Source organism: Kibdelosporangium philippinense (assembly GCF_021390435.2).
GTDB lineage: Bacteria > Actinomycetota > Actinomycetes > Mycobacteriales > Pseudonocardiaceae > Kibdelosporangium > Kibdelosporangium philippinense.
Genome location: NZ_JAJVCN010000003.1, coordinates 330453 through 348752, shown reverse-complemented (window position 1 = coordinate 348752; position 18300 = coordinate 330453). Strand labels below are relative to the sequence as shown.

At 65.8% G+C, this 18300-nt stretch carries 19 protein-coding genes; 14 read left to right on the top strand and 5 right to left on the bottom strand.

The genetic code is table 11. From position 1 onward, the window contains the following. Window positions 1-149 precede the first annotated feature (149 nt). From rpsB to LWC34_RS33495, 7 genes are all read left to right on the top strand, one after another. A complete protein-coding gene (gene rpsB, locus LWC34_RS33525; protein ID WP_233729282.1) occupies window positions 150-977 on the top strand; it encodes a 30S ribosomal protein S2 in 828 nt (275 codons plus the stop codon). 78 nt (window positions 978-1055) lie between these two features. Next, window positions 1056-1871 (top strand): translation elongation factor Ts, encoded by an 816-nt coding sequence (gene tsf / locus LWC34_RS33520; RefSeq protein WP_233729281.1) that lies wholly within the window; start codon window positions 1056-1058, stop codon window positions 1869-1871. Between the two features lie 105 nt (window positions 1872-1976). Continuing rightward, window positions 1977-2720 (top strand): UMP kinase, encoded by a 744-nt coding sequence (gene pyrH, locus LWC34_RS33515; RefSeq protein ID WP_308200177.1) that lies wholly within the window; start codon window positions 1977-1979, stop codon window positions 2718-2720. Between the two features lie 71 nt (window positions 2721-2791). After that, on the top strand, window positions 2792-3349 hold the full coding sequence (frr, locus tag LWC34_RS33510) for a ribosome recycling factor (RefSeq protein ID WP_233729280.1): 558 nt from the start codon (window positions 2792-2794) through the stop codon (window positions 3347-3349). A gap of 12 nt (window positions 3350-3361) precedes the next feature. Next, window positions 3362-4228: a phosphatidate cytidylyltransferase gene (locus LWC34_RS33505; protein WP_372496678.1), complete on the top strand. Its 867-nt coding sequence runs from the start codon at window positions 3362-3364 to the stop codon at window positions 4226-4228. A 100-nt stretch (window positions 4229-4328) separates the two neighbouring features. Continuing rightward, window positions 4329-5786, top strand: coding sequence for an IS1380 family transposase (locus tag LWC34_RS33500; protein ID WP_233722402.1), 1458 nt, complete (start codon window positions 4329-4331; stop codon window positions 5784-5786). A gap of 293 nt (window positions 5787-6079) precedes the next feature. Further along, window positions 6080-7249: an integrase core domain-containing protein gene (locus tag LWC34_RS33495; RefSeq protein ID WP_284051782.1), complete on the top strand. Its 1170-nt coding sequence runs from the start codon at window positions 6080-6082 to the stop codon at window positions 7247-7249. Between the two features lie 99 nt (window positions 7250-7348). Here the strand turns inward: LWC34_RS33495 and LWC34_RS33490 are convergent, their stop codons facing one another. Then, the gene (locus tag LWC34_RS33490) at window positions 7349-8173 is read right to left on the bottom strand and encodes a VOC family protein (RefSeq protein WP_233729278.1); all 825 of its coding nucleotides are present in this window, start codon (window positions 8171-8173) and stop codon (window positions 7349-7351) included. An 84-nt stretch (window positions 8174-8257) separates the two neighbouring features. Between LWC34_RS33490 and LWC34_RS33485 the strand changes: the two genes are divergently transcribed. Both LWC34_RS33485 and LWC34_RS33480 read left to right on the top strand, forming a co-directional pair. Then, window positions 8258-9037: a class I SAM-dependent methyltransferase gene (locus LWC34_RS33485; protein WP_372496677.1), complete on the top strand. Its 780-nt coding sequence runs from the start codon at window positions 8258-8260 to the stop codon at window positions 9035-9037. A gap of 9 nt (window positions 9038-9046) precedes the next feature. Then, entirely contained in the window at window positions 9047-10105 is a 1059-nt protein-coding gene (locus LWC34_RS33480) for a threonine aldolase family protein (RefSeq protein ID WP_233729277.1), read from the top strand. A 21-nt stretch (window positions 10106-10126) separates the two neighbouring features. Here LWC34_RS33480 and LWC34_RS33475 read toward each other — a convergent pair whose 3' ends face one another. The 4 genes from LWC34_RS33475 to LWC34_RS33460 all read right to left on the bottom strand — a co-directional run bounded on the left by LWC34_RS33475 (window position 10127) and on the right by LWC34_RS33460 (window position 13432). Further along, the gene (locus LWC34_RS33475) at window positions 10127-10855 is read right to left on the bottom strand and encodes a S1 family peptidase (RefSeq protein WP_233729276.1); all 729 of its coding nucleotides are present in this window, start codon (window positions 10853-10855) and stop codon (window positions 10127-10129) included. Window positions 10856-10948: 93 nt separating this feature from the next. Continuing rightward, window positions 10949-11518, bottom strand: a complete 570-nt coding sequence (locus tag LWC34_RS33470) for a PadR family transcriptional regulator (RefSeq protein WP_233729275.1) — start codon at window positions 11516-11518, stop codon at window positions 10949-10951. Between the two features lie 76 nt (window positions 11519-11594). Beyond that, the gene (locus LWC34_RS33465; protein WP_233729274.1) at window positions 11595-12785 is read right to left on the bottom strand and encodes a sensor histidine kinase; all 1191 of its coding nucleotides are present in this window, start codon (window positions 12783-12785) and stop codon (window positions 11595-11597) included. Further along, window positions 12782-13432 (bottom strand): response regulator transcription factor, encoded by a 651-nt coding sequence (locus LWC34_RS33460; RefSeq protein ID WP_233729273.1) that lies wholly within the window; start codon window positions 13430-13432, stop codon window positions 12782-12784. Before LWC34_RS33460 ends, LWC34_RS33465 begins: the two co-directional genes overlap by 4 nt. A gap of 95 nt (window positions 13433-13527) precedes the next feature. On the opposite strand from LWC34_RS33460, the gene LWC34_RS33455 reads away from it, so the two are divergent. The 5 genes from LWC34_RS33455 (at window position 13528) to LWC34_RS33435 (ending at window position 18264) form a co-directional block, all read left to right on the top strand. Further along, window positions 13528-13995, top strand: a complete 468-nt coding sequence (locus tag LWC34_RS33455; protein WP_233729272.1) for an alginate O-acetyltransferase AlgX-related protein — start codon at window positions 13528-13530, stop codon at window positions 13993-13995. Further along, entirely contained in the window at window positions 13992-15041 is a 1050-nt protein-coding gene (locus tag LWC34_RS33450; RefSeq protein WP_233729271.1) for a peptidoglycan-binding protein, read from the top strand. Before LWC34_RS33455 ends, LWC34_RS33450 begins: the two co-directional genes overlap by 4 nt. After that, window positions 15038-15712 (top strand): ABC transporter ATP-binding protein, encoded by a 675-nt coding sequence (locus LWC34_RS33445; RefSeq protein ID WP_250109460.1) that lies wholly within the window; start codon window positions 15038-15040, stop codon window positions 15710-15712. Before LWC34_RS33450 ends, LWC34_RS33445 begins: the two co-directional genes overlap by 4 nt. After that, the gene (locus tag LWC34_RS33440) at window positions 15705-16907 is read left to right on the top strand and encodes an ABC transporter permease (protein ID WP_233729270.1); all 1203 of its coding nucleotides are present in this window, start codon (window positions 15705-15707) and stop codon (window positions 16905-16907) included. Before LWC34_RS33445 ends, LWC34_RS33440 begins: the two co-directional genes overlap by 8 nt. 67 nt (window positions 16908-16974) lie before the next feature. Then, window positions 16975-18264 carry a S28 family serine protease gene (locus LWC34_RS33435; protein WP_233729269.1) on the top strand — a complete coding sequence of 430 codons (1290 nt, stop codon included), beginning with the start codon at window positions 16975-16977 and terminating at the stop codon, window positions 18262-18264. The last annotated feature ends 36 nt before the right edge of the window (window positions 18265-18300 follow it).

Below are 18300 nucleotides of genomic sequence, written 5' to 3'. Positions count from 1 at the left end.
ACGCCCGTCGGTCCCACTCCAGGAGTGGGTTCGGGCGCCGGTACTGCCACCAGGGCGGCAGACCACCCGGTATGCCGCGAGAACCGACTAGCGTGCCGGCCTTGACGACAAGACCGGTATGCCCGATCAGAAGAGGTGCGAATCCGGCCATGGCCGTCGTCACCATGAGGCAGTTGCTCGATTCCGGCGTGCACTTCGGGCACCAGACCCGCCGCTGGAACCCGAAGATGAAGCGCTTCATCTTCACCGAGCGCAACGGCATCTACATCATTGACCTGCAGCAGACGCTGACCTACATCGACCGCGCGTACGAGTTCGTCAAGGAGACGGTCGCGCACGGTGGGTCGATCCTCTTCGTCGGCACGAAGAAGCAGGCGCAGGAGGCCATCGCCGAGCAGGCGCAGCGCGTCGGCATGCCCTTCGTCAACCAGCGCTGGCTCGGCGGCATGCTGACCAACTTCTCCACCGTGCACAAGCGTCTCCAGCGCCTCAAGGAGCTGGAGTCGATGGAGCAGACCGGTGGCTTCCAGGGTCTCACCAAGAAAGAGATCCTGATGCTGACCCGCGAGAAGGACAAGCTGGAGCGCACCCTCGGCGGTATCCGCGACATGTCCAAGGTGCCCAGCGCCGTGTGGATCGTGGACACCAAGAAGGAGCACATCGCCGTCGGCGAGGCCCGCAAGCTCAACATCCCGGTCGTGGCCATCCTTGACACGAACTGCGACCCGGACGAGGTCGACTACCCGATCCCGGGCAACGACGACGCCATCCGGTCGGCCGCGCTGCTGACCCGCGTTGTGGCCGAGGCCGCAGCCGCAGGCCTGATCGCGCGCTCCGGCCGCAACGGTGCCGCGGTCGAGGGCGAGGACAAGCCTGAGCCGGGTGCGGCCGCCGAGCCGCTGCCCGAGTGGGAGCGCGACCTGCTGGTCAGCGCGACCGCCGACGCCGGCGAAGCCCCGGCGAAGACCGACTCCTGACGAAGCTCTCGTAACGGTGCCCGTTCCCCACATGAAGGGGAGCGGGCACCACCCCGAACAAGGATGGAAACACGCACGATGGCGAACTACACCGCCGCGGACGTCGCGCGGCTGCGTAAGCTCACCGGCGCCGGAATGATGGACTGTAAGAAGGCCCTCGAGGAGTCGGACGGCGACTTCGACAAGGCCGTCGAGTTCCTCCGCATCAAGGGTGCGAAGGACGTAGGCAAGCGCGCCGAGCGCGCCACCGCGAACGGCCTCGTCGTCGCGGACGGCGGCGTGATGGTCGAGCTGCGCTGCGAGACCGACTTCGTCGCCAAGAACACCGAGTTCCAGGAGCTGGCCAACCGGATCCTCGAGGTCGCCAAGGCCACCAAGCCCGCCGACGTCGAGGTGCTCAAGGCCGCTGACCTCGACGGCCAGTCGGTCGCCGACGCCGTGCAGGCGCTGTCGGCCAAGATCGGTGAGAAGCTGGAGCTGGCCAGGGTTGTCGTGCTCGACGGCCCGGTCGCGCTCTACCTGCACAAGCGTTCCGCTGACCTGCCGCCCGCCGTTGGCGTGCTGGTGGAGTACCAGGGTGACGACGCGGAGGCCGCTCGTGGCGCCGCGATGCAGGTCGCTGCGCTGAAAGCCAAGTGGGTCAACCGGGACGAGGTGCCCGAGGACCTGGTCGCCAACGAGCGCCGGATCGCCGAGGAGACCGCTCGCGAGGAGGGCAAGCCGGAGGCGGCACTGCCCAAGATCGTCGAAGGCCGCGTCAACGGCTTCTTCAAGGACGTCGTGCTGCTCGACCAGCCGTCGGTCACCGACTCCAAGAAGACCGTCAAGGCTCTGCTGGACGAGGCAGGCGTGACGGTCACCCGCTTCGCCCGCTTCGAGGTCGGCCAGGCCTGACCCGAAATTTCGGGTAGAACGAGCGATGACAGCATGGGCGGGGTCGCGGCGCGTCGGTGAGACGCTCGCGGCCCCGCCGTCGCATGCAAGGCCGCAGGAGGAGATGTGACCGAAGCCCCCAAGCCGTTCCGCAGAGTGCTGCTCAAGCTCGGTGGTGAGATGTTCGGCGGTGGTGCCGTCGGAGTCGATCCGGATGTCGTGCAAACAGTGGCAAGGCAGATCGCCGAGGTGGTCCGCGCGGGCACCCAGGTCGCGATCGTGATCGGCGGTGGGAACTTCTTCCGTGGCGCCGAGTTGCAGCAGCGGGGCATGGACCGGGCGCGTGCCGACTACATGGCGATGCTCGGCACGGTGATGAACTGCCTTGCGCTGCAGGACTTTCTCGAGCAGGCCGAGGGTGTCGAGACGCGGGTGCAGACCGCGATCACGATGAGCCAGGTCGCCGAGGCGTACATCCCGCGTCGCGCCATCCGTCACCTCGAGAAGGGCCGTGTGGTCATTTTCGGTGGCGGTACCGGCATGCCGTACTTCTCCACCGACACCACGGCGGCGCAGCGCGCGCTGGAGATCGGTTGCGAGGTCGTGCTGATGGCCAAGGCGGTCGACGGGGTCTTCACGGCCGACCCGAAGACCAACCCGGACGCGACCATGTTCGACCACATCACGCACCGCGAGGTTCTCGAGCGCGGGCTGCAGGTGGCCGACACGACCGCGTTCAGCCTCTGCATGGACAACAACATGCCGATCGTGGTTTTCAATCTGCTGACCGAGGGCAACATCGCACGGGCGGTCCGTGGTGAGAGGATCGGCACGCTGGTGAGCACGCCCGGGAGTACGGTTCCGGTATAGGCGGTTATGTCCGTACTGACGGGTTCGCTGGTAAATCGCAGTCACACGAACGGCACGAGCAAGGAGCAGCCGTGATCGACGAGACACTTCTCGACGCCGAGGAGAAAATGGAAAAGGCGGTGACGCACGCCAAGGAGGACCTGGCAGCGGTGCGCACCGGCCGGGCAACCCCGACCATGTTCTCCCGCATCGTCGTCGAATACTACGGTTCACCCACGCCGTTGAACCAGCTTGCCGGCATCACCATCCCCGAGGCCAGAATGGCCGTCGTCAAGCCGTACGACGTCAGCCAGCTCGGTGCGATCGAGAAGGCGATCAGGGACTCGGACCTCGGTGTCAACCCGAGCAACGACGGCACGATCATCCGCATCGTCATCCCGCAGCTGTCTGAGGAGCGCCGCCGCGAGATGGTGAAGCAGGCCAAGGGCAAGGGCGAGGACGCCAAGGTGGCGATCCGCAACGTGCGCCGCAAGGCCAACGAGGAGCTGCACCGGATCGCCAAGGACGGCGAGGCTGGCGAGGACGACGTGGCACGCGCCGAGAAGGAGCTGCAGCACGTCACGGACCGGTACGTCGCCCAGGTGGACGAACTGGTGAAGCACAAAGAGGCAGAGCTGCTCGAGGTCTAGTTGACTACGGAGATGGGCAGCACAGCCGAAACTGACAAGGGCGAGCCGGCCGGGGACGAACCGAAGAAGTCCCGGGCCGGCCGTAACCTGCCGGCCGCCATCGGGGTCGGGTTGCTGCTCGGCGCTGCGGTCATCGTTTCGCTGGTGACCGTGAAGGAGATCTTCATCGGGATCGTGGCGATCGCTGTCGGTGTCGCCACGTACGAACTGTCCAGCGCGCTCAAGCGCAGCGCTGGCATCCAGGTTGCGTTCTGGCCGGTGTTCGTCGGTGGCCAGGCGATGGTCTGGCTCGCGTGGCCATTCGAGCGCAACGGCGTCGTGTCGGCGTTCGTGGTGACGATCCTGGCGTGCTTGTTGTGGCGCTTCCGTGGTGGCATTGAGGACTACCTGCGGGACGTCTCGGCGTCGGTGTTCACGGCCGCGTACGTGCCGATGTTCGCGTCGTTCGCCGCGATGCTCGTGGTGCCGGACGACGGCGTCGCGCGCGTGCTGTGCTTCCTGATCGCGGTTGTCGCCTCTGACACGGGCGGCTACGCGGCGGGTGTGCTGTTCGGCAAGCACCCCATGGCAAAGGTGATCAGTCCGAAGAAGTCATGGGAAGGCTTCGCCGGTTCGATGATCGCCGGTGTGGTCGGCGGCTGGCTGTCGCTGAACCTGATGCTCGGCGCGCAGTGGTGGCAGGGCGCGCTTTTCGGTGCCGCGATCGTGCTCACCGCGACGCTCGGCGACTTGGTGGAGTCGCTGATCAAGCGTGATCTCGGGATCAAGGACATGGGCAATCTGCTGCCGGGCCACGGTGGCCTGATGGACCGGATGGACTCCCTGCTGCCTTCCGCGGTGGTGTCCTGGTTGCTGCTGCGCCTGTTTGTCCCAAGCTAGCCCTGAGTATTCATGGCGATCTTGATTCGGGCGCCGTGTCGGAACAGGGAAAAGTGCTCCTGAGCTGGGAAGATGAGGTTGCTAATGCCTGTTCTTACCCATGAAGCTCTGGAGCACTTTCGACGTGGATGTTACTGGGTGGTCGCGGGATCTGGCGGTAGAAGTCGGTGGGCGTGGCGTGGTCAGTCATGCCGGGACCGCGGCGGTGCGGTTGCTGGCCGACCGCACCGGGTTGACGGAAGGCTTGTCGCGGGCGATGGCGCGGCGTGGGTTCATGCCGGTGCATGACCGTGGCCGGGTGTTCGCCGACACCGCGGTGTTGATCGCTGACGGCGGGCGGGTCCTGTCGGATCTGGCTGTCCTGCGCGATCAGGCCGAACTGTTCGGGCCGGTCGCCTCAGATCCGACGTTGTGGCGCACGTTGGACGCGGTCGGTCAGGTGCAGCGCAACAAGATCGCCCGTGTGCGTGCCCGGATCCGCGAGCATGTGTGGTCGTTGATCGAGCGACGGCACGGCCGGATTCCGCCGTCGCGGGTGGCCGACCGTGATCTGGGCACGACCGTGGTGGTCCGGTTGGATGGTTCGCTGGTGATCGCGCACTCGGACAAACAACTCGCCGCGGGAACCTACAAGGGCAGCTTCGGTCATCATCCGCTGCTGGCCATGTGTGACAACACCGGCGAATCGCTGGCCCTGTTGCTGCGCACAGGAAGCGCCGGATCCAACACGACAGCTGATCACCTCGAGGTCCTCGACGCCGCGATCGCCCAGATCCCGGCGAAACATCGAAGGAACCTTCTAGTCACCGTGGACGGCGCGGGCGCCTCCCACGGTCTCATCAAGTACATCACCGCGCTGAACGCCAAGCCAGGCAGGCAGGCGCACTACAGCGTCGGCTGGGAACTCGGTGCGCGGGAACGAGCCGCGATCGGCCGTGTCCCCGCGAAGGCATGGCAGGCAGTGCTCGATCACCACGGCGATCCTCGGCCGCTGGACAAAGCCGGCGTGGTGGAACTGACCGCGCTACTACGTCACCACCCCGACGGGGACCAACTGGAGAACTGGCCGGCCGATCTGCGGATCATCTGTCGTCGTGAGAAACCCCACCCCGGCGCACAGTTGTCCCTGTTCGAAGAAGCCGACGGCTGGCGCTACCAACTGGTGGCCACCAACACCCCGGGCAGCGGTTCGGGCGCCACCGTCCAGTTCCTGGAAGCCCGTCACCGCCCGCACGCCCGAGTCGAGGACCACGTCCGCTGCGGCAAGCAAACCGGCCTCGGTCACCTGCCCTCCACCAAGATCGAGATCAACCGGGCCTGGTGTCTGGCCGCCACCATCGCCATCGACCTGCTCGCCTGGCTGCGCCTGCTCTGCCTTGAGGGCACCCTCGCCAAAGCCGAACCCAAAACCCTGCGCTACCGGCTACTGCACACCGCCGCCCGCATCGTCCGCGGCCAACGCAAACGCAAGATCAAAATCCCGGAAACCTGGCCCTGGGCCGACCCTCTCGCCGCCTGCCTCCGGGCAGCGCTGGCCCTGCCACCACCAACTCGATGACCCCTGTCCCTGCCCCTCGACCTGAAAGGCCCGCCCCCCAACCCGGCGCCCAGCCAACACCGGCGGCCGGGCTCGAACCCTGACCATCACCACACAGCAACCAACTCAAGATCAACATCCGAACCGGCACAGGCGGACACGTCACCCACGTGAATGATCAAGGCTAGGTCGTGAGTGGTTAGCAGGGTTAGAACACGTCTTCAGTCTCATGAGAGTTGTCGCTAAGCGTGTCTCATCTGATGTGTCGCTTGATCACGCTATGACCTCGCGTCATGGCGGGAAAGCAGGCGAAGATGAGACTCATGGACGCGACCTTGATCGTGGACCCGGAGATCGACAACGTGGCCGAGTGGTGCCGGCTCAACGGCGTGAATCCACGCACGTTTTACCGGCACCGCGCCCGGATCCGGGCCGAGGGCGAGTGGCGGCCTCGCTCGCGTCGACCACACTCGAGCCCGGCCGCCACACCCGAACCGGTGGTCGCGTTGATCCTGGGGTTGCGTGAGCGGTTGGCGCCGGACAACGGCGCGGACAACATCCGGGCCGAGCTGGAAACACGCGCGAACAGCCCCGGCTGGCCGGCCGGTGCGCGGGTGCCGGCCCGGGCCACGATCAACCGGATCCTGGACCGGCATGGCCTGCTGGACAAGAACCCGAAGAAGCGCCCACGAGCGTCCTGGCGGCGGTTTTCCTATGCCCGACCGCGGGATTGCTATCAGATCGACGGCACCGAGCACACCCTCGCGGACGGCACCACCGTGGTGGCCATCGATGTGCTCGACGACTGCACACGGGTCTGGCTGGCCAGCCATGTCGCGCCCATGGAGACCACCACCGCCGCGCTGGAGGCCATCGCGGCCGCGGTGCGCGACCGGGGCGCACCCGGGCTGATCCTGGCCGACAACGGTACCGCCTGGACACACCCGCACCGCTCCCGCGACAAGAGCTTGACCAGCGAGTTCTCCCGAACCGTGTCCGCCGAGTACGGCAGCAGGGTGATCCACTCCAGCCCGTATCACCCACAGACCTGCGGCAAGGTGGAACGCCTGCACGCCACCGCCGACCGGCTACTTTCCCACCGCTGGCCCCAACCAGCCGGCAGCATCGCCGAGCTACAAGCCCGGCTGGACACCGTCCGCGAGCACTACAACACCCGCCGCCGACACTCGGCCATCGATACCACCCCGGCCCAGGCCTGGGCGCTCGCGCCCAGTCACGGCGGCCCGGGCGACCTGCCCCGCCAGGACGACGCCACCATCCACAAGATCAAGGTCATGCCCAACGGCACCGTCGCCCTGGCCGACTACCGCATCAGCGTCGGCCGCGACCACGCCGGCAGCACCGTCACCCTGCTGCGCTACGGCGATCGGGTCACCGCCTACACCACCAACGGTGACCCGATCGGACACCTCACCCTGGACAAAACCAAGAAATACCAAGGAAAAGTCGTCCACGCCGCCTAACCAGCACACCTAAACCGTGACACAACTACCGAGACACATCCTTGACACATCTCCCGGGACATGACAAGGGTTAGAACACGGCTAACCACTCACGAGGGATCAGTCGTCGTAGGGATCGTCGTTCCCGGTCCCCAGTTCCTCTTCAGAGGGTGCGTGCGGGGTCGTCCGGTTCGACGAGTCGATCAGGGTGAACACGGCCCCAGCGGGATCTTCGACCACGGACAACCTGCCGAACGGTGAATCCGCTGGCTCGGAAAGCAGGCGCCCGCCGAGTCGCACGGCAAGGACAGTGGCCTCGTCCGTCCCCAGCATCGGACCGACCTCGAAGTAGATCATCCAGTGTGGTTTGGTCGCACGCGGGAAGTCCGCGCCGAAGCGCATCCGGCCTGCGACGGGTTCGCTGTCGCCGAGCAGGGTCCAAGTCGTGTAGTCGAAGTCCTCGCCGTCGCCGATCTGTTCGAGTTGGTAGCCGAACAGATCGACGAAGAACTTGTCGGCCGAGTCACCGTCCCATGTGTTCAGCTCGCCCCACCGGAATTCGCCCTTGGTGCCCGTGGCGAACGGCCACGGCGCCGCGGGTTGCCAGAAGCCGATCGTCGCGCCGGTCGGGTCGGCGGCGACCAACAGGCTGCCTTGGCCGTCGAATTCCTGTGGCGGCATCAGAATCTGCCCGCCCAATCGGACAATTCGGTCAGCCGTTCTCTGGCTGTCCGAAACTGCGAGGTATAGCGTCCACGCCGGTGGGTCCGGCATATCCGGAACGCGATAGAAACCGGCCGCGGGAACGTCGTCAGCCAGTGCGGTGAGATAGTCGCCTGTCGGATTTGCCCGATATTGCCAGCCGAAGAGGCCGCCGTGGAAGTCCCTGCTGGCCTTCGGGTCCGTCGTGGCGAGGTCGATCCAACAGGGTGTGCCAAAACGCATGGCGACCTCCGATGGGGAAAGGGGCCGAACAAAGCCCACCGTCGGACGATACGCCTCAACAATGTGTTGTGGTTTGCTGTTTTGGTGTCAAGGTCATGGCTTCCTGGTCTCGTTTCCCGCGCACGGGAGGTGTTGCTGGCCGGCGTTCGCCCTGATGACGTTGTGCCGAGCCCGAATATCTGGCACTGGCCGGAGCTCTATGAGGTGGAGAACCGCGCGCAGGATGTGGACGGCGAGATCTGGCGAGTGCTGGCCGAACGGTGCGAGTGGACAGGTTTGGATGTGCTGGACCTCGGCTGTGGTGACGGATTCCACCTGCCACGGTTCGCCGAGACCGCGCGCGCCGTGCACGGTGTCGAGCCGCACATTCCGTTGGTGCGCAGGGCAAGGCAGCGGGTCGCCAACCTATCGTCGGTTGAGGTGATGGTTGGTGCCGCGCAACGGATTCCGTTGCCGGACGCGTGCGTCGATGTCGTTCACGCCAGGACGGCGTACTTCTTCGGGCCGGGTTGCGAACCCGGATTGGCTGAAGCGGACCGGGTTCTGCGGCCGGGCGGCGTGCTGGCGATCGTGGACCTTGACGGACGCGGCGTTCCCTACGGCGACTGGTTGCGCGCTGATCTTCCCAAGTACGACCCGGTGAAGATCGAGGAGTTCTTCGCCGACGAGGGTTTCGACAGCCGGGACGCCGGCACGACATGGCGCTTCGAAAACCGCAAGAGTCTGGAAGCCGTGCTACGGATCGAGTTCTCCGCGCCGGTCGCCGCCAAGGCGATCGCGAGTGTCGGCGGGCTGAGCTTCCCGGTCGGCTATCGGGTGCGCACCCGTCGTAAACCAAGTGGTCTAGTCCACCCGGACCGGTAGTGTCGGCCTATGGCGATCGATGGCGACCTCCGGTCCGTGTCCCTTGTGACAACACGCAAGCACCGCCCGGCCCGGGTTCTTGACCTTGTTCGGGCCCGGATCGACGACGAGGAAGCCAGAACCGACGCCGTGCCACGGTTGGAGCAACGCGTTGCCGACCTGCTCGGCAAACCGGCCGCGGCGATGTTCCCGACCGGCACGATGGCACAGCAGGTCGCCATGCGCATCCATGCCGATCGCCGGAACACCCGGATGATCGCGTTCCATCCCCAGTGCCACATGGAAGTGCACGAGCACAAGGGTTATCAGCTCGTGCACGGCCTGTCCGCGCAGCTGGTCGGCGACTACCACTCGTTGATCACGCTGGCCGACCTCGAAGCGATCAAGCAGCCGGTCGCCGCGTTGCTGCTGGAGTTACCGCAGCGCGACATCGGTGGCCGGTTACCCGCGTGGGAAGAGCTGGTCGCGCAGGTCGACTGGACAAGGGAACACGGCGTCGCGTCCCATCTGGACGGTGCCAGGCTGTGGGAGGCGCAGCCGTTCTACGGCCGTTCGCACGCGGAGATCGCGGCGCTGTTCGACAGCGTGTACGTATCCCTCTACAAAGGACTGATGGGGATCTCCGGCGCGCTGCTCGCCGGGGACGCGGAGTTCATCGACAACGCCAGGATCTGGCGCAACCGGCTCGGCGGCAACACCGCGGCGGCGTGGCCGATGGCGCTGGCCGGCGAGCGCGGCTTGGACGAGCTGCTGCCGCGGATGCCGGAATTCCTGGTCAGGGCGCGGACTCTTGCCGGGATGCTCGGCGGCATCCCTGGTGTTCAGGTGGTCCCGGAACCGCCGCAGACGCCGCTGTTCCACGTCCACCTCGCAGCCCAGCCCGATCGGGTGCTCGAGCACGCCAAGCTGTTGGGCGAGAAGACCGGGCTGCGGGTGTTCGGTCAGGTGCGGCGCTCGTCGAACCCGATGACCTGCAGTTTCGAGGTCACGGTCACCGAGCAGTTCGACGACGTCACCGACGCGGAGGTCCGCGATTTCATCGGTGAGCTAATGCTGGCCGCGGGCTAGCGTCTCGCCGATCCAGGCAAGTTACTTCGACACATCGGTGTAGTAGGTGCTCTGCGTGCCGTCCGGCAGGACCGAGCCGCCGTTGGTGACACCGGCCAGCTGCCAGCCGAGCCAAGTGCGGACCATCGCCGGGCCGCCGGAGTCACCCGGTCCGGAGCCGTGTCCTTGCGGGCCGGTGAACTCCAGTTTGTCGCCGAGCTTCGACTCGTTCGTCTTGGCCACCGGCATGGTGATCTGTTTGAGGTGATCAGGGAAGACCGGCTGGCCGTTCGGGTCCTTGCCCGCGTATCCCCAGCCGAGCAAGCGGGCCGGGGTGCCGACCGATGGCGTCTTGATTGCCAGCAAGGCAGGCCGGTTGCCGGGCCGGCGATCGAGTTTGATCAATGCGAGATCGGTGCCCGTGGCGTAGTACATGTCGCCCTCTTTGACCAACTTCGCCGAGGGGTGCGGGTATATGGCTGACGCGTGCGCCACGACGCCGCCATGGGAAACGTTCAGGCTGCCGAGACGGATCGCGCCTGGAGCGGAGACTCCGTCCGGCGTCAGGAGGCAATGCGCTGCGGTCAGCACCCATTGCTGAGCGATCAATGTGCCACCGCAGTAGGACTTTCCGTCCGTCTGCAGCGACCCCATCCACGACTCTGGCCGATCGACGTCGCTCCCGCCGATGATCGCGTTCCCTGGTGTGCCCGTAAGCAGTACGCCACATGCCGCTGTGGCCACGATTGCCGCCTTGGCCCGTCCGAACACCGTTGCCTCCTCATCGAGATCGTGAGGATCAGCAAAGCCGGGCGAGGATGTCCGGACGGTAAGGGCATTCGCTTACGCCCTGCTTATCGGCGTTCACTCGGTCGAGCCAAGGATCGCGTAGATCGCGCGCCTGGTCTCGTTCAATGTCTCGATCGCACGGGCTTTCTGCGTCTCGGACGCGGCCTGTGACACCTGCCCGACCGCGGACACCAGCTGGTGCAGTGCGGTGTGCAGCTCGACCTCCTGCTCGCCGACCTCGTCGGCGACCTGCTCCCACGGTGGGGTTTCCTGCTGCTCGGCCTGTGCCCGGCCTTCGTCGGTCAACGAGTACTGACGCTTGCTGCCCGAGCCGCCTTCCAGGCTGAGCAGGCCGCGGTCGGTGAGCATCTGCAGGGTCGGGTAGACCGAACCAGGGCTCGGCCGCCAGAAGCCGCGGCTGCGCTCGTTGATCTCCTGGATGATCTCGTAGCCGTGCATGGGGCGCTCGGCGAGCAGGGCCAGTACGGCTGCTTGCACGTCGCCACGGCCACGCCGGTGACCGCGCCCGCGTCGTGGCCCGAAGCCACGGCCGAAGTCACGCTCGAAGCCGAATCCAGGTGGGAACGGCCCTCGACGGCCTCGGCCGCCGTGCCGTCGCATGTCGAAATCGTGTGGGTGATGCATGGTTTCTCCTTGTTGAGTCAGTCGGGATCTATCCCGATACGTCAACGATATATCGAGACCGATCGCGATGCAACTCTCAAGAGGCTCGCGGTAGCCGGAGGGTCACGTCCAACCCGCCATCCGCCCTGGGTACGGCCTCAATATCGCCGTGGTGCGCACGGCTGATCGCGCGTGCGATGGACAGCCCGAGCCCGAAGCCGCGCTCGCCTGCCGTGCGCTCCCGCTCGAGCCGCCGGAACGGCTGGAACAGCACGTCGATCTCGTACGGCCGGACCGGCGGCCCGGAATTGCTCACGGTGACCGTGCTCCAGCCGTTCTCCGACGCCGTCCGAACGCTGATCCAGCCGTCCGGGACGTTGTGCCGGATCGCGTTCTCGACCAGGTTCTGGGTCAGCCGTTCGAGCATGACCGCGTCGCCCGTCACAGGCGCTGGCGGCAACACGGCGAGCCGGATATCGACTCCCGCGTCCCGTGCGGCTGGCGTGAGCTGGTCGATCACGTTGTCGGTGACGTCGGCCAGGTCGAGCGTGCTGCGCTCGACTGGTTCGTTCGAGCTGTCGGCCAAGGTCAGCAGTCCGTCGATGAGCCGCTCGTGGCGCGCGTTGATCTCCAGCAGCGACTCGCCCATCTGGACCGCGTCCTTCGAGGTTCCCGGCCTGGTGATGGTGATCTCGATCAACGCCCGCTTCACCGCGAGCGGCGTGCGCATCTCGTGGGACGCGTTCGCGATGAACCGCTGCTGCCCGTCGAACGACCGGTCCAGGCGCTCCAACATCGTGTTGAACGTTTGCGCCAGCTCGGTGACCTCGTCGCGAGGCCCGGTGTGCGTGATGCGTTCCTGCAGGCCACGGCTCGCATCCGCGACAGCGATCCGTTTCGCCGTCTCGGTGATCTTGTGCACGGGCTGCAGGGCGCGCCTGGCCAGCAGCCAACCGAGTGCCGCGGCGACCAGCCCGACCCCGACCAACGTGATCGCGCCCTGTGTGAGCAAGGAACTCAGGATCTCTTGGCGCTGTTGTTGTTGCGCGGCTTGCAGAGTGGCCGCGAAGTCGGTGAGGTCCTGCCCGTCGCGGACCAGGCCGAGGCGGGTGAGGCCGGTGCGCAGCGCCTCCGAGTCGGGCACGTCTACCTGGGAACGGTTGAGGATTTGCCAGACCAGGAGATACGTCAGCGTCAGCAGGATCGCACCGGCAAGGAAGAACAGCGAGCCGTACACGACCGTCAGGCGGCCACGGATCGTCCAGTTACGCGGAAGCAGCCAGTTCATCGGATTCGGTATCCCACGCCTGCGACCGTCTCCACGATCGGCGGATCACCGAGTTTGCGCCGTAACTTCATCATGGTCACCCGCACGACGTTGGTGAACGGATCGATGTGCTCGTCCCACACCTTCTCCAGCAGGTGCTCGGTGGACACGACCGCGCCGTCGGCACGGACGAGCTCGGTGAGCAACGCGAATTCCTTGTTGGCCAACGTGATCGCTTCGCCGTCCCGGCTGACCTCGCGCCTGGCGGGGTCGATGCGCAGCCCCGCGCGCTGCAGAACTGGCGGTACGGCAGGCAAGGTCCGGCGGAGCAAGGCATGCACGCGAGCCGACAACTCGACGAACGCGAACGGCTTGGGCAGATAGTCGTCCGCGCCCAGTCCAAGTCCCGCAACGCGGTCACGGATGCCTGCGGCGGCCGTGAGCATCAGGATCCGCGTCTCGCCGCCCGCGACCGTCCGGCACACCTCGTCGCCGTGCACACCGGGAATGTCGCGGTCCAGCACGAGCACGTCGTAAGCGTTCACGCCGAGCCGTTCCAGCGCTTCGTCACCGCGATGCACGACATCCACCGCGAACGTTTCCCGCCGCAGCCACTCGGCGATCGCGTCCGCGAGGATCGGCTCGTCTTCGACCACCAGAACTCGCATGTGCCCATCATCGGCGAGACTGCTATAACGTGACCGTTAACTCCGCCCGTTCGAGTTACGCCTGGGTTATAGCCACCCTGCTCGACTGACGAACCATGCGACGAATCATTACCGCGATCAGTCTGCTGGTGCTGCTCGGTGCGTGCGGTAGCAACGGCTCGGCCGCGCCAACCTCTCTGCCCGCCGAACCCACCGACCAGTTGCAGCAGTTCGCCAAATGTATGCGGGACAACGGAATTGACGTACCGGATCCAGCTCCGGACGGCGGCTGGGACGAGGCGAAGATCGACCGCGACAGTCCAGCTTTCAAAAAAGCTACTGAGGCGTGCAAACAGTTCCTGCCGGGCGGCGGTGATCTGTCCAAACTCGACCCCGAGCTGATCGAGCAGATGCGGCAGATGACGCAGTGCCTGCGGGACAACGGGGTCGACGTGCCCGACCCGGATCCGAACAGCCCGGATCTGGGCATCGGCGCGTTGCAGGGCATCGACCGGGACAGCCCGGCCGTCAAGAAGGCCATGGAGGCGTGCAAGGACAAGATCCCCGGACGGGTGGGCAAATGAAACGCGCGACTCGGATGGCTGCCGGACTGGGTGCGGCCGTTGTGGCGGTCGGCGCTGGGAGCATGGCGGCGTTCGGCTTCGGCGGTACGGATCCGGCGCCGCCACCGTCGAGCGGCTTGCCGCCGAGCACGGCCAAGGTCACGTCGACCACGCTGACCAGCACTGAGAAGGTCTCGGGGACCTTGGAGTACGGCGCACAGCACCCATTGACGCGGAGCGCGCCAGGGATCGTGACCTGGCTGCCCGCGGCAGGCGAGGTGATCACCCGCGGCGAGAACGTGTATTCGGTGGATGATCAGCCGGTTCCCGCGTTCTACGGAAGCATTCCGCCCTACCGGCCGCTGAAATCCGGTGTCGAGGGCAACGACGTCAAGCAGTTCGAGGAAAACCTGCAGGCGTTGGGCTACAAGGGCTTTACCGTCGACACCAAGTTCACCTCGGCCACTGCGACCGCCGTCAAGCAATGGCAGGAAGACCTCGGCAAGCCGGAGAACGGCACCGTGCAGACTTCGGACATCGTGGTGGTGCCCGGTGAGGTTCGGGTCGCCGAGTTGTTGGCCCAGGTTGGCGTACCGGCGAATGGCCAGGTCATGAAGTACACCGGGACGACACGGACGGTCACGGTCCAGCTCGACGTCGCCAAGCAGCACCTTGTCAGCGAAGGGATCTCGGCGAAAGTGACGTTACCGGACGGCAAGTCAGTCGCGGGGACGGTCGCGTCCGTGGGCAGTATCGCGACCGCGCAGCCCGCGCAGCAAGGCAGTTCCACCACTTCGACAATCGAAGTCGTTGTGACGCTTGCGGATCAAGCCGCTGCTGGCAAGCTGGACGCGGCGCCGGTCGATGTCACGTTGGTGGCTGACAAGCGGGAGAACGTGCTCGCGGTGCCCGTCGGCGCGTTGGTCGCCCTGGCGGAAGGTGCTTACGGCGTCCAGCTTCTCGATGGCACTTACGTTGCCGTGGAGACTGGGATGTTCGCCGACGGCAAGGTCGAGATCCGTGGCGCCGGGATCAGTGCGGGAACCGTTGTGGGAGTCCCGAAGTGATCCCGGTCGTCGAACTTCGGGGTGTCAGCAAGGAGTATTCCGGTGGCGTGACGGCATTACGCCAGGTCAGCGTGGCCATCGGGCGTGGTGAGCTCGTCGGGATCGTTGGGCCGTCGGGTTCAGGCAAGTCGACCATGCTCAACATGATCGGCACGCTTGACCGGCCGAGCACGGGATCTGTGCACGTCGAGGAGTACGACGTGCACTCGCTGAGCGATGGCGAGCTGTCCGCGCTCAGGGCACGCGTACTGGGATTCGTGTTCCAGCAGTTCCATCTCGCCGCTGGAGTGTCTGCTTTGGACAATGTGGCCGACGGTTTGCTCTACACCGGAACGAACCTGCGTGAGCGCAGGCGGCAGGCCAGGGACGCGCTCGGCCGGGTCGGCCTGGGGCACCGCGTCGATCACCAGCCGCACGAGATGTCCGGTGGCGAACGGCAGCGCGTCGCAATCGCGCGTGCGGTCGTTGGTGAACCGGCGTTGCTGCTGGCTGACGAGCCGACAGGCAACCTCGACACGCAGTCTGGCGCCGGTGTGATCGCGTTACTGCGTGAACTGAACGCGGCAGGCACGACGGTCGTGATCATCACGCATGACCGGGATATCGCTGCCGCTCTGCCACGACAGGTGGACATGCGCGATGGTCAGATCGTGGGTGATCAGCATGGCTGACCGGCTGCGACCTGCCCGGCTGAGCGCGCGTGACGTGCTGCGAGTCGGCGGAGCCGGGCTGCGGGCCAGGCCGCTGCGGGTGTTCTTGTCCGCGTTGGGGATCGCGATCGGGATCGCCGCGATGATCTCGGTCGTCGGGATCTCCACGTCCAGCCGGGAGAACCTGGACCGCCAGCTGGCCGCGCTCGGCACCAACCTGCTCACCGTCGGGCCTGGTCAGTCGCTGTTCGGCGAGCAGAGTCACCTGCCGGACACCTCGATCGGCATGATCGACCGGATCGAACCGGTGCTGTCCACGTCGGCGACTGGGAAAGTGGTCGGTGCCAAGGTATATCGCAACGATCGGATCCGGGAGACGCAGTCAGGCGGGATCGCGGTCCTGGCCACGCGGCCAGATCTGCCGGACACCGTCGGCGCCACGGTAGGCAGCGGCGTGTTCCTCAACGACGCCAACGCACGTTATCCCGCGGTTGTGCTTGGTTACAAAGCGGCGGAACGCCTCGGCGTCGGCTTGGCTGGCCCTGACCAGCGCGTGTACCTCGGTGGTCGGTGGTTCACGGTTGTCGGGGTACTGAATCCCGTTCCGCTGGCGCCTGAACTGGACCTCGCGGCGTTGATCGGCTGGCCCATCGCCGTGGAGGCGCTGAAGTTCGACGGGTACGCGACGACTGTCTACACGCGAACTCGTGAGGACGCGGTCGAGGCTGTGCAGGCAGTGCTCGCGGCGACGGCGAATCCGGAGAATCCCAACGAGGTCTCGGTGTCCCGGCCGTCCGATGCGTTGGCCGCCAAGCAAGCGACCGATCAGACGCTGAACGGGCTGCTGCTCGGTCTTGGCGCGGTCGCGTTGCTGGTCGGTGGTGTGGGTGTGGCCAATACGATGGTCATTTCCGTGCTCGAACGACGGGCCGAAATCGGTCTGCGGCGGTCACTCGGCGCGACTCGTGGCCAGATACGCGTGCAGTTCCTCGCGGAATCGTTACTGCTGTCGGCTTTGGGCGGGATTGGTGGTGTGCTGCTGGGCGCCGTCGTGACCGTTTCCTATGCGGCGTACCAGGATTGGCCTTCGGTCGTGCCCGCGTGGGCGTCTGCTGGTGGAGTGGTCGCGACGATGGTCATCGGCATGATCGCCGGTCTGTATCCCGCGATCAGGGCAAGCCGATTGTCACCCACCGAAGCCTTGGCAACGCCCTGACACCCGAACAGGCGAATTGCTCCCGGCATCCGACCCAGCCCCATGCCAGGCCGGGTAAGAAGGAAGCATGCGGGTCCTTCTCATCGCCATCCTGGCGTTCGTCCTCGCACCCGCATCTACTGCGGTTGCGCAAGAAGACATCCTGGTACAGCTCAAAAAGCTGCCAGGGATGACAGTCGTGTCCGAGTCAAGCGCGCCTGGCGGCCACCGGTTCTTCCTGCTGGACTACCTGCAGCCCGCCGACCACGACAATCCGTCGGCGGGCTCGTTCACGCAGAGAATCCAGTTGCTGCACAAGGAAACGACTCGGCCGATGGTCGTGCACACGAGTGGATACGCCATGCGTACCACGCCGTTCGAGGCCGAGCCGACGGTGTTGCTCGACGGCAATCAGATCTCGGTGGAGGCCCGGTTCTTCCAACCGTCACGGCCGCAACCAGCGGACTGGCGGCACCTGACCATCAGGCAGGCCGCGGCTGATCACCACCGGATCATCATGGCGTTCAAGCAGATCTACGGTGGCAGATGGATTTCCACCGGCTCAAGCAAGGGCGGCATGGCCTCGGTGTATCACCGCAGGTTCTATCCGGCCGATGTGGACGGTCTGGTGGCGTATGTCGCGCCGAACGACAGAGACAATAACGACGACCGCGCATACGACACGTTCTTCGCGACCGTCGGCACACCGGCGTGCCGTGCCGCGCTGAACACACTGCAACACGAGGCGCTCAGACGCCGTGCCGAACTCGTGCCGAAATTCGAGGCATGGGCCGCGGCGAGCGGCTACACATTCGCGCAACTGCATGGAACGGTCGACAGGGCATTCGAATTCACCGTGCTGGACACGGTCTGGTCGTTCTGGCAGTCCCATGGATCGTCCTACTGCGACAGGGTGCCGGGCGTTACCGCGTCGACCGACGAGGTTTACCGGTTCATCGACGCTATCAGCGGTTGGTCGAGCTACACGGATCAAGGCGCGATGCCGTTCGTGCCGTACTCCTACCAAGCAGCGACCCAATTGGGTTGGCCGTCCTTGAAGTTCGAGCACTTACGAGACGTGATGCACTACGAACCGTCGTTCTACGGCGCGAACTCGAACCTGCCGCCGCACCTGCGTTCCACGCACGACCCGCACGCAATGATCGACATCGATACCTGGGTGCGCACGCGGTCGAGCCGGATGCTGTTCGTCTACGGGCAGAACGACCCGTGGGGCGCCGAGCCTTTCTTGCCGAGCAAGGACGATTCGTACAGTTATGTAACGCCTGGTGCAAATCACGTCACCGCGAGTATTTCAAACCTTGGTCCCAGCGAGAAAAGCGCTGCCACGCAGGCGTTGCGCCGCTGGGCGAGGTGAACGAAAGGGCGGTTTTCGCACGTTAGCGACTTCAGT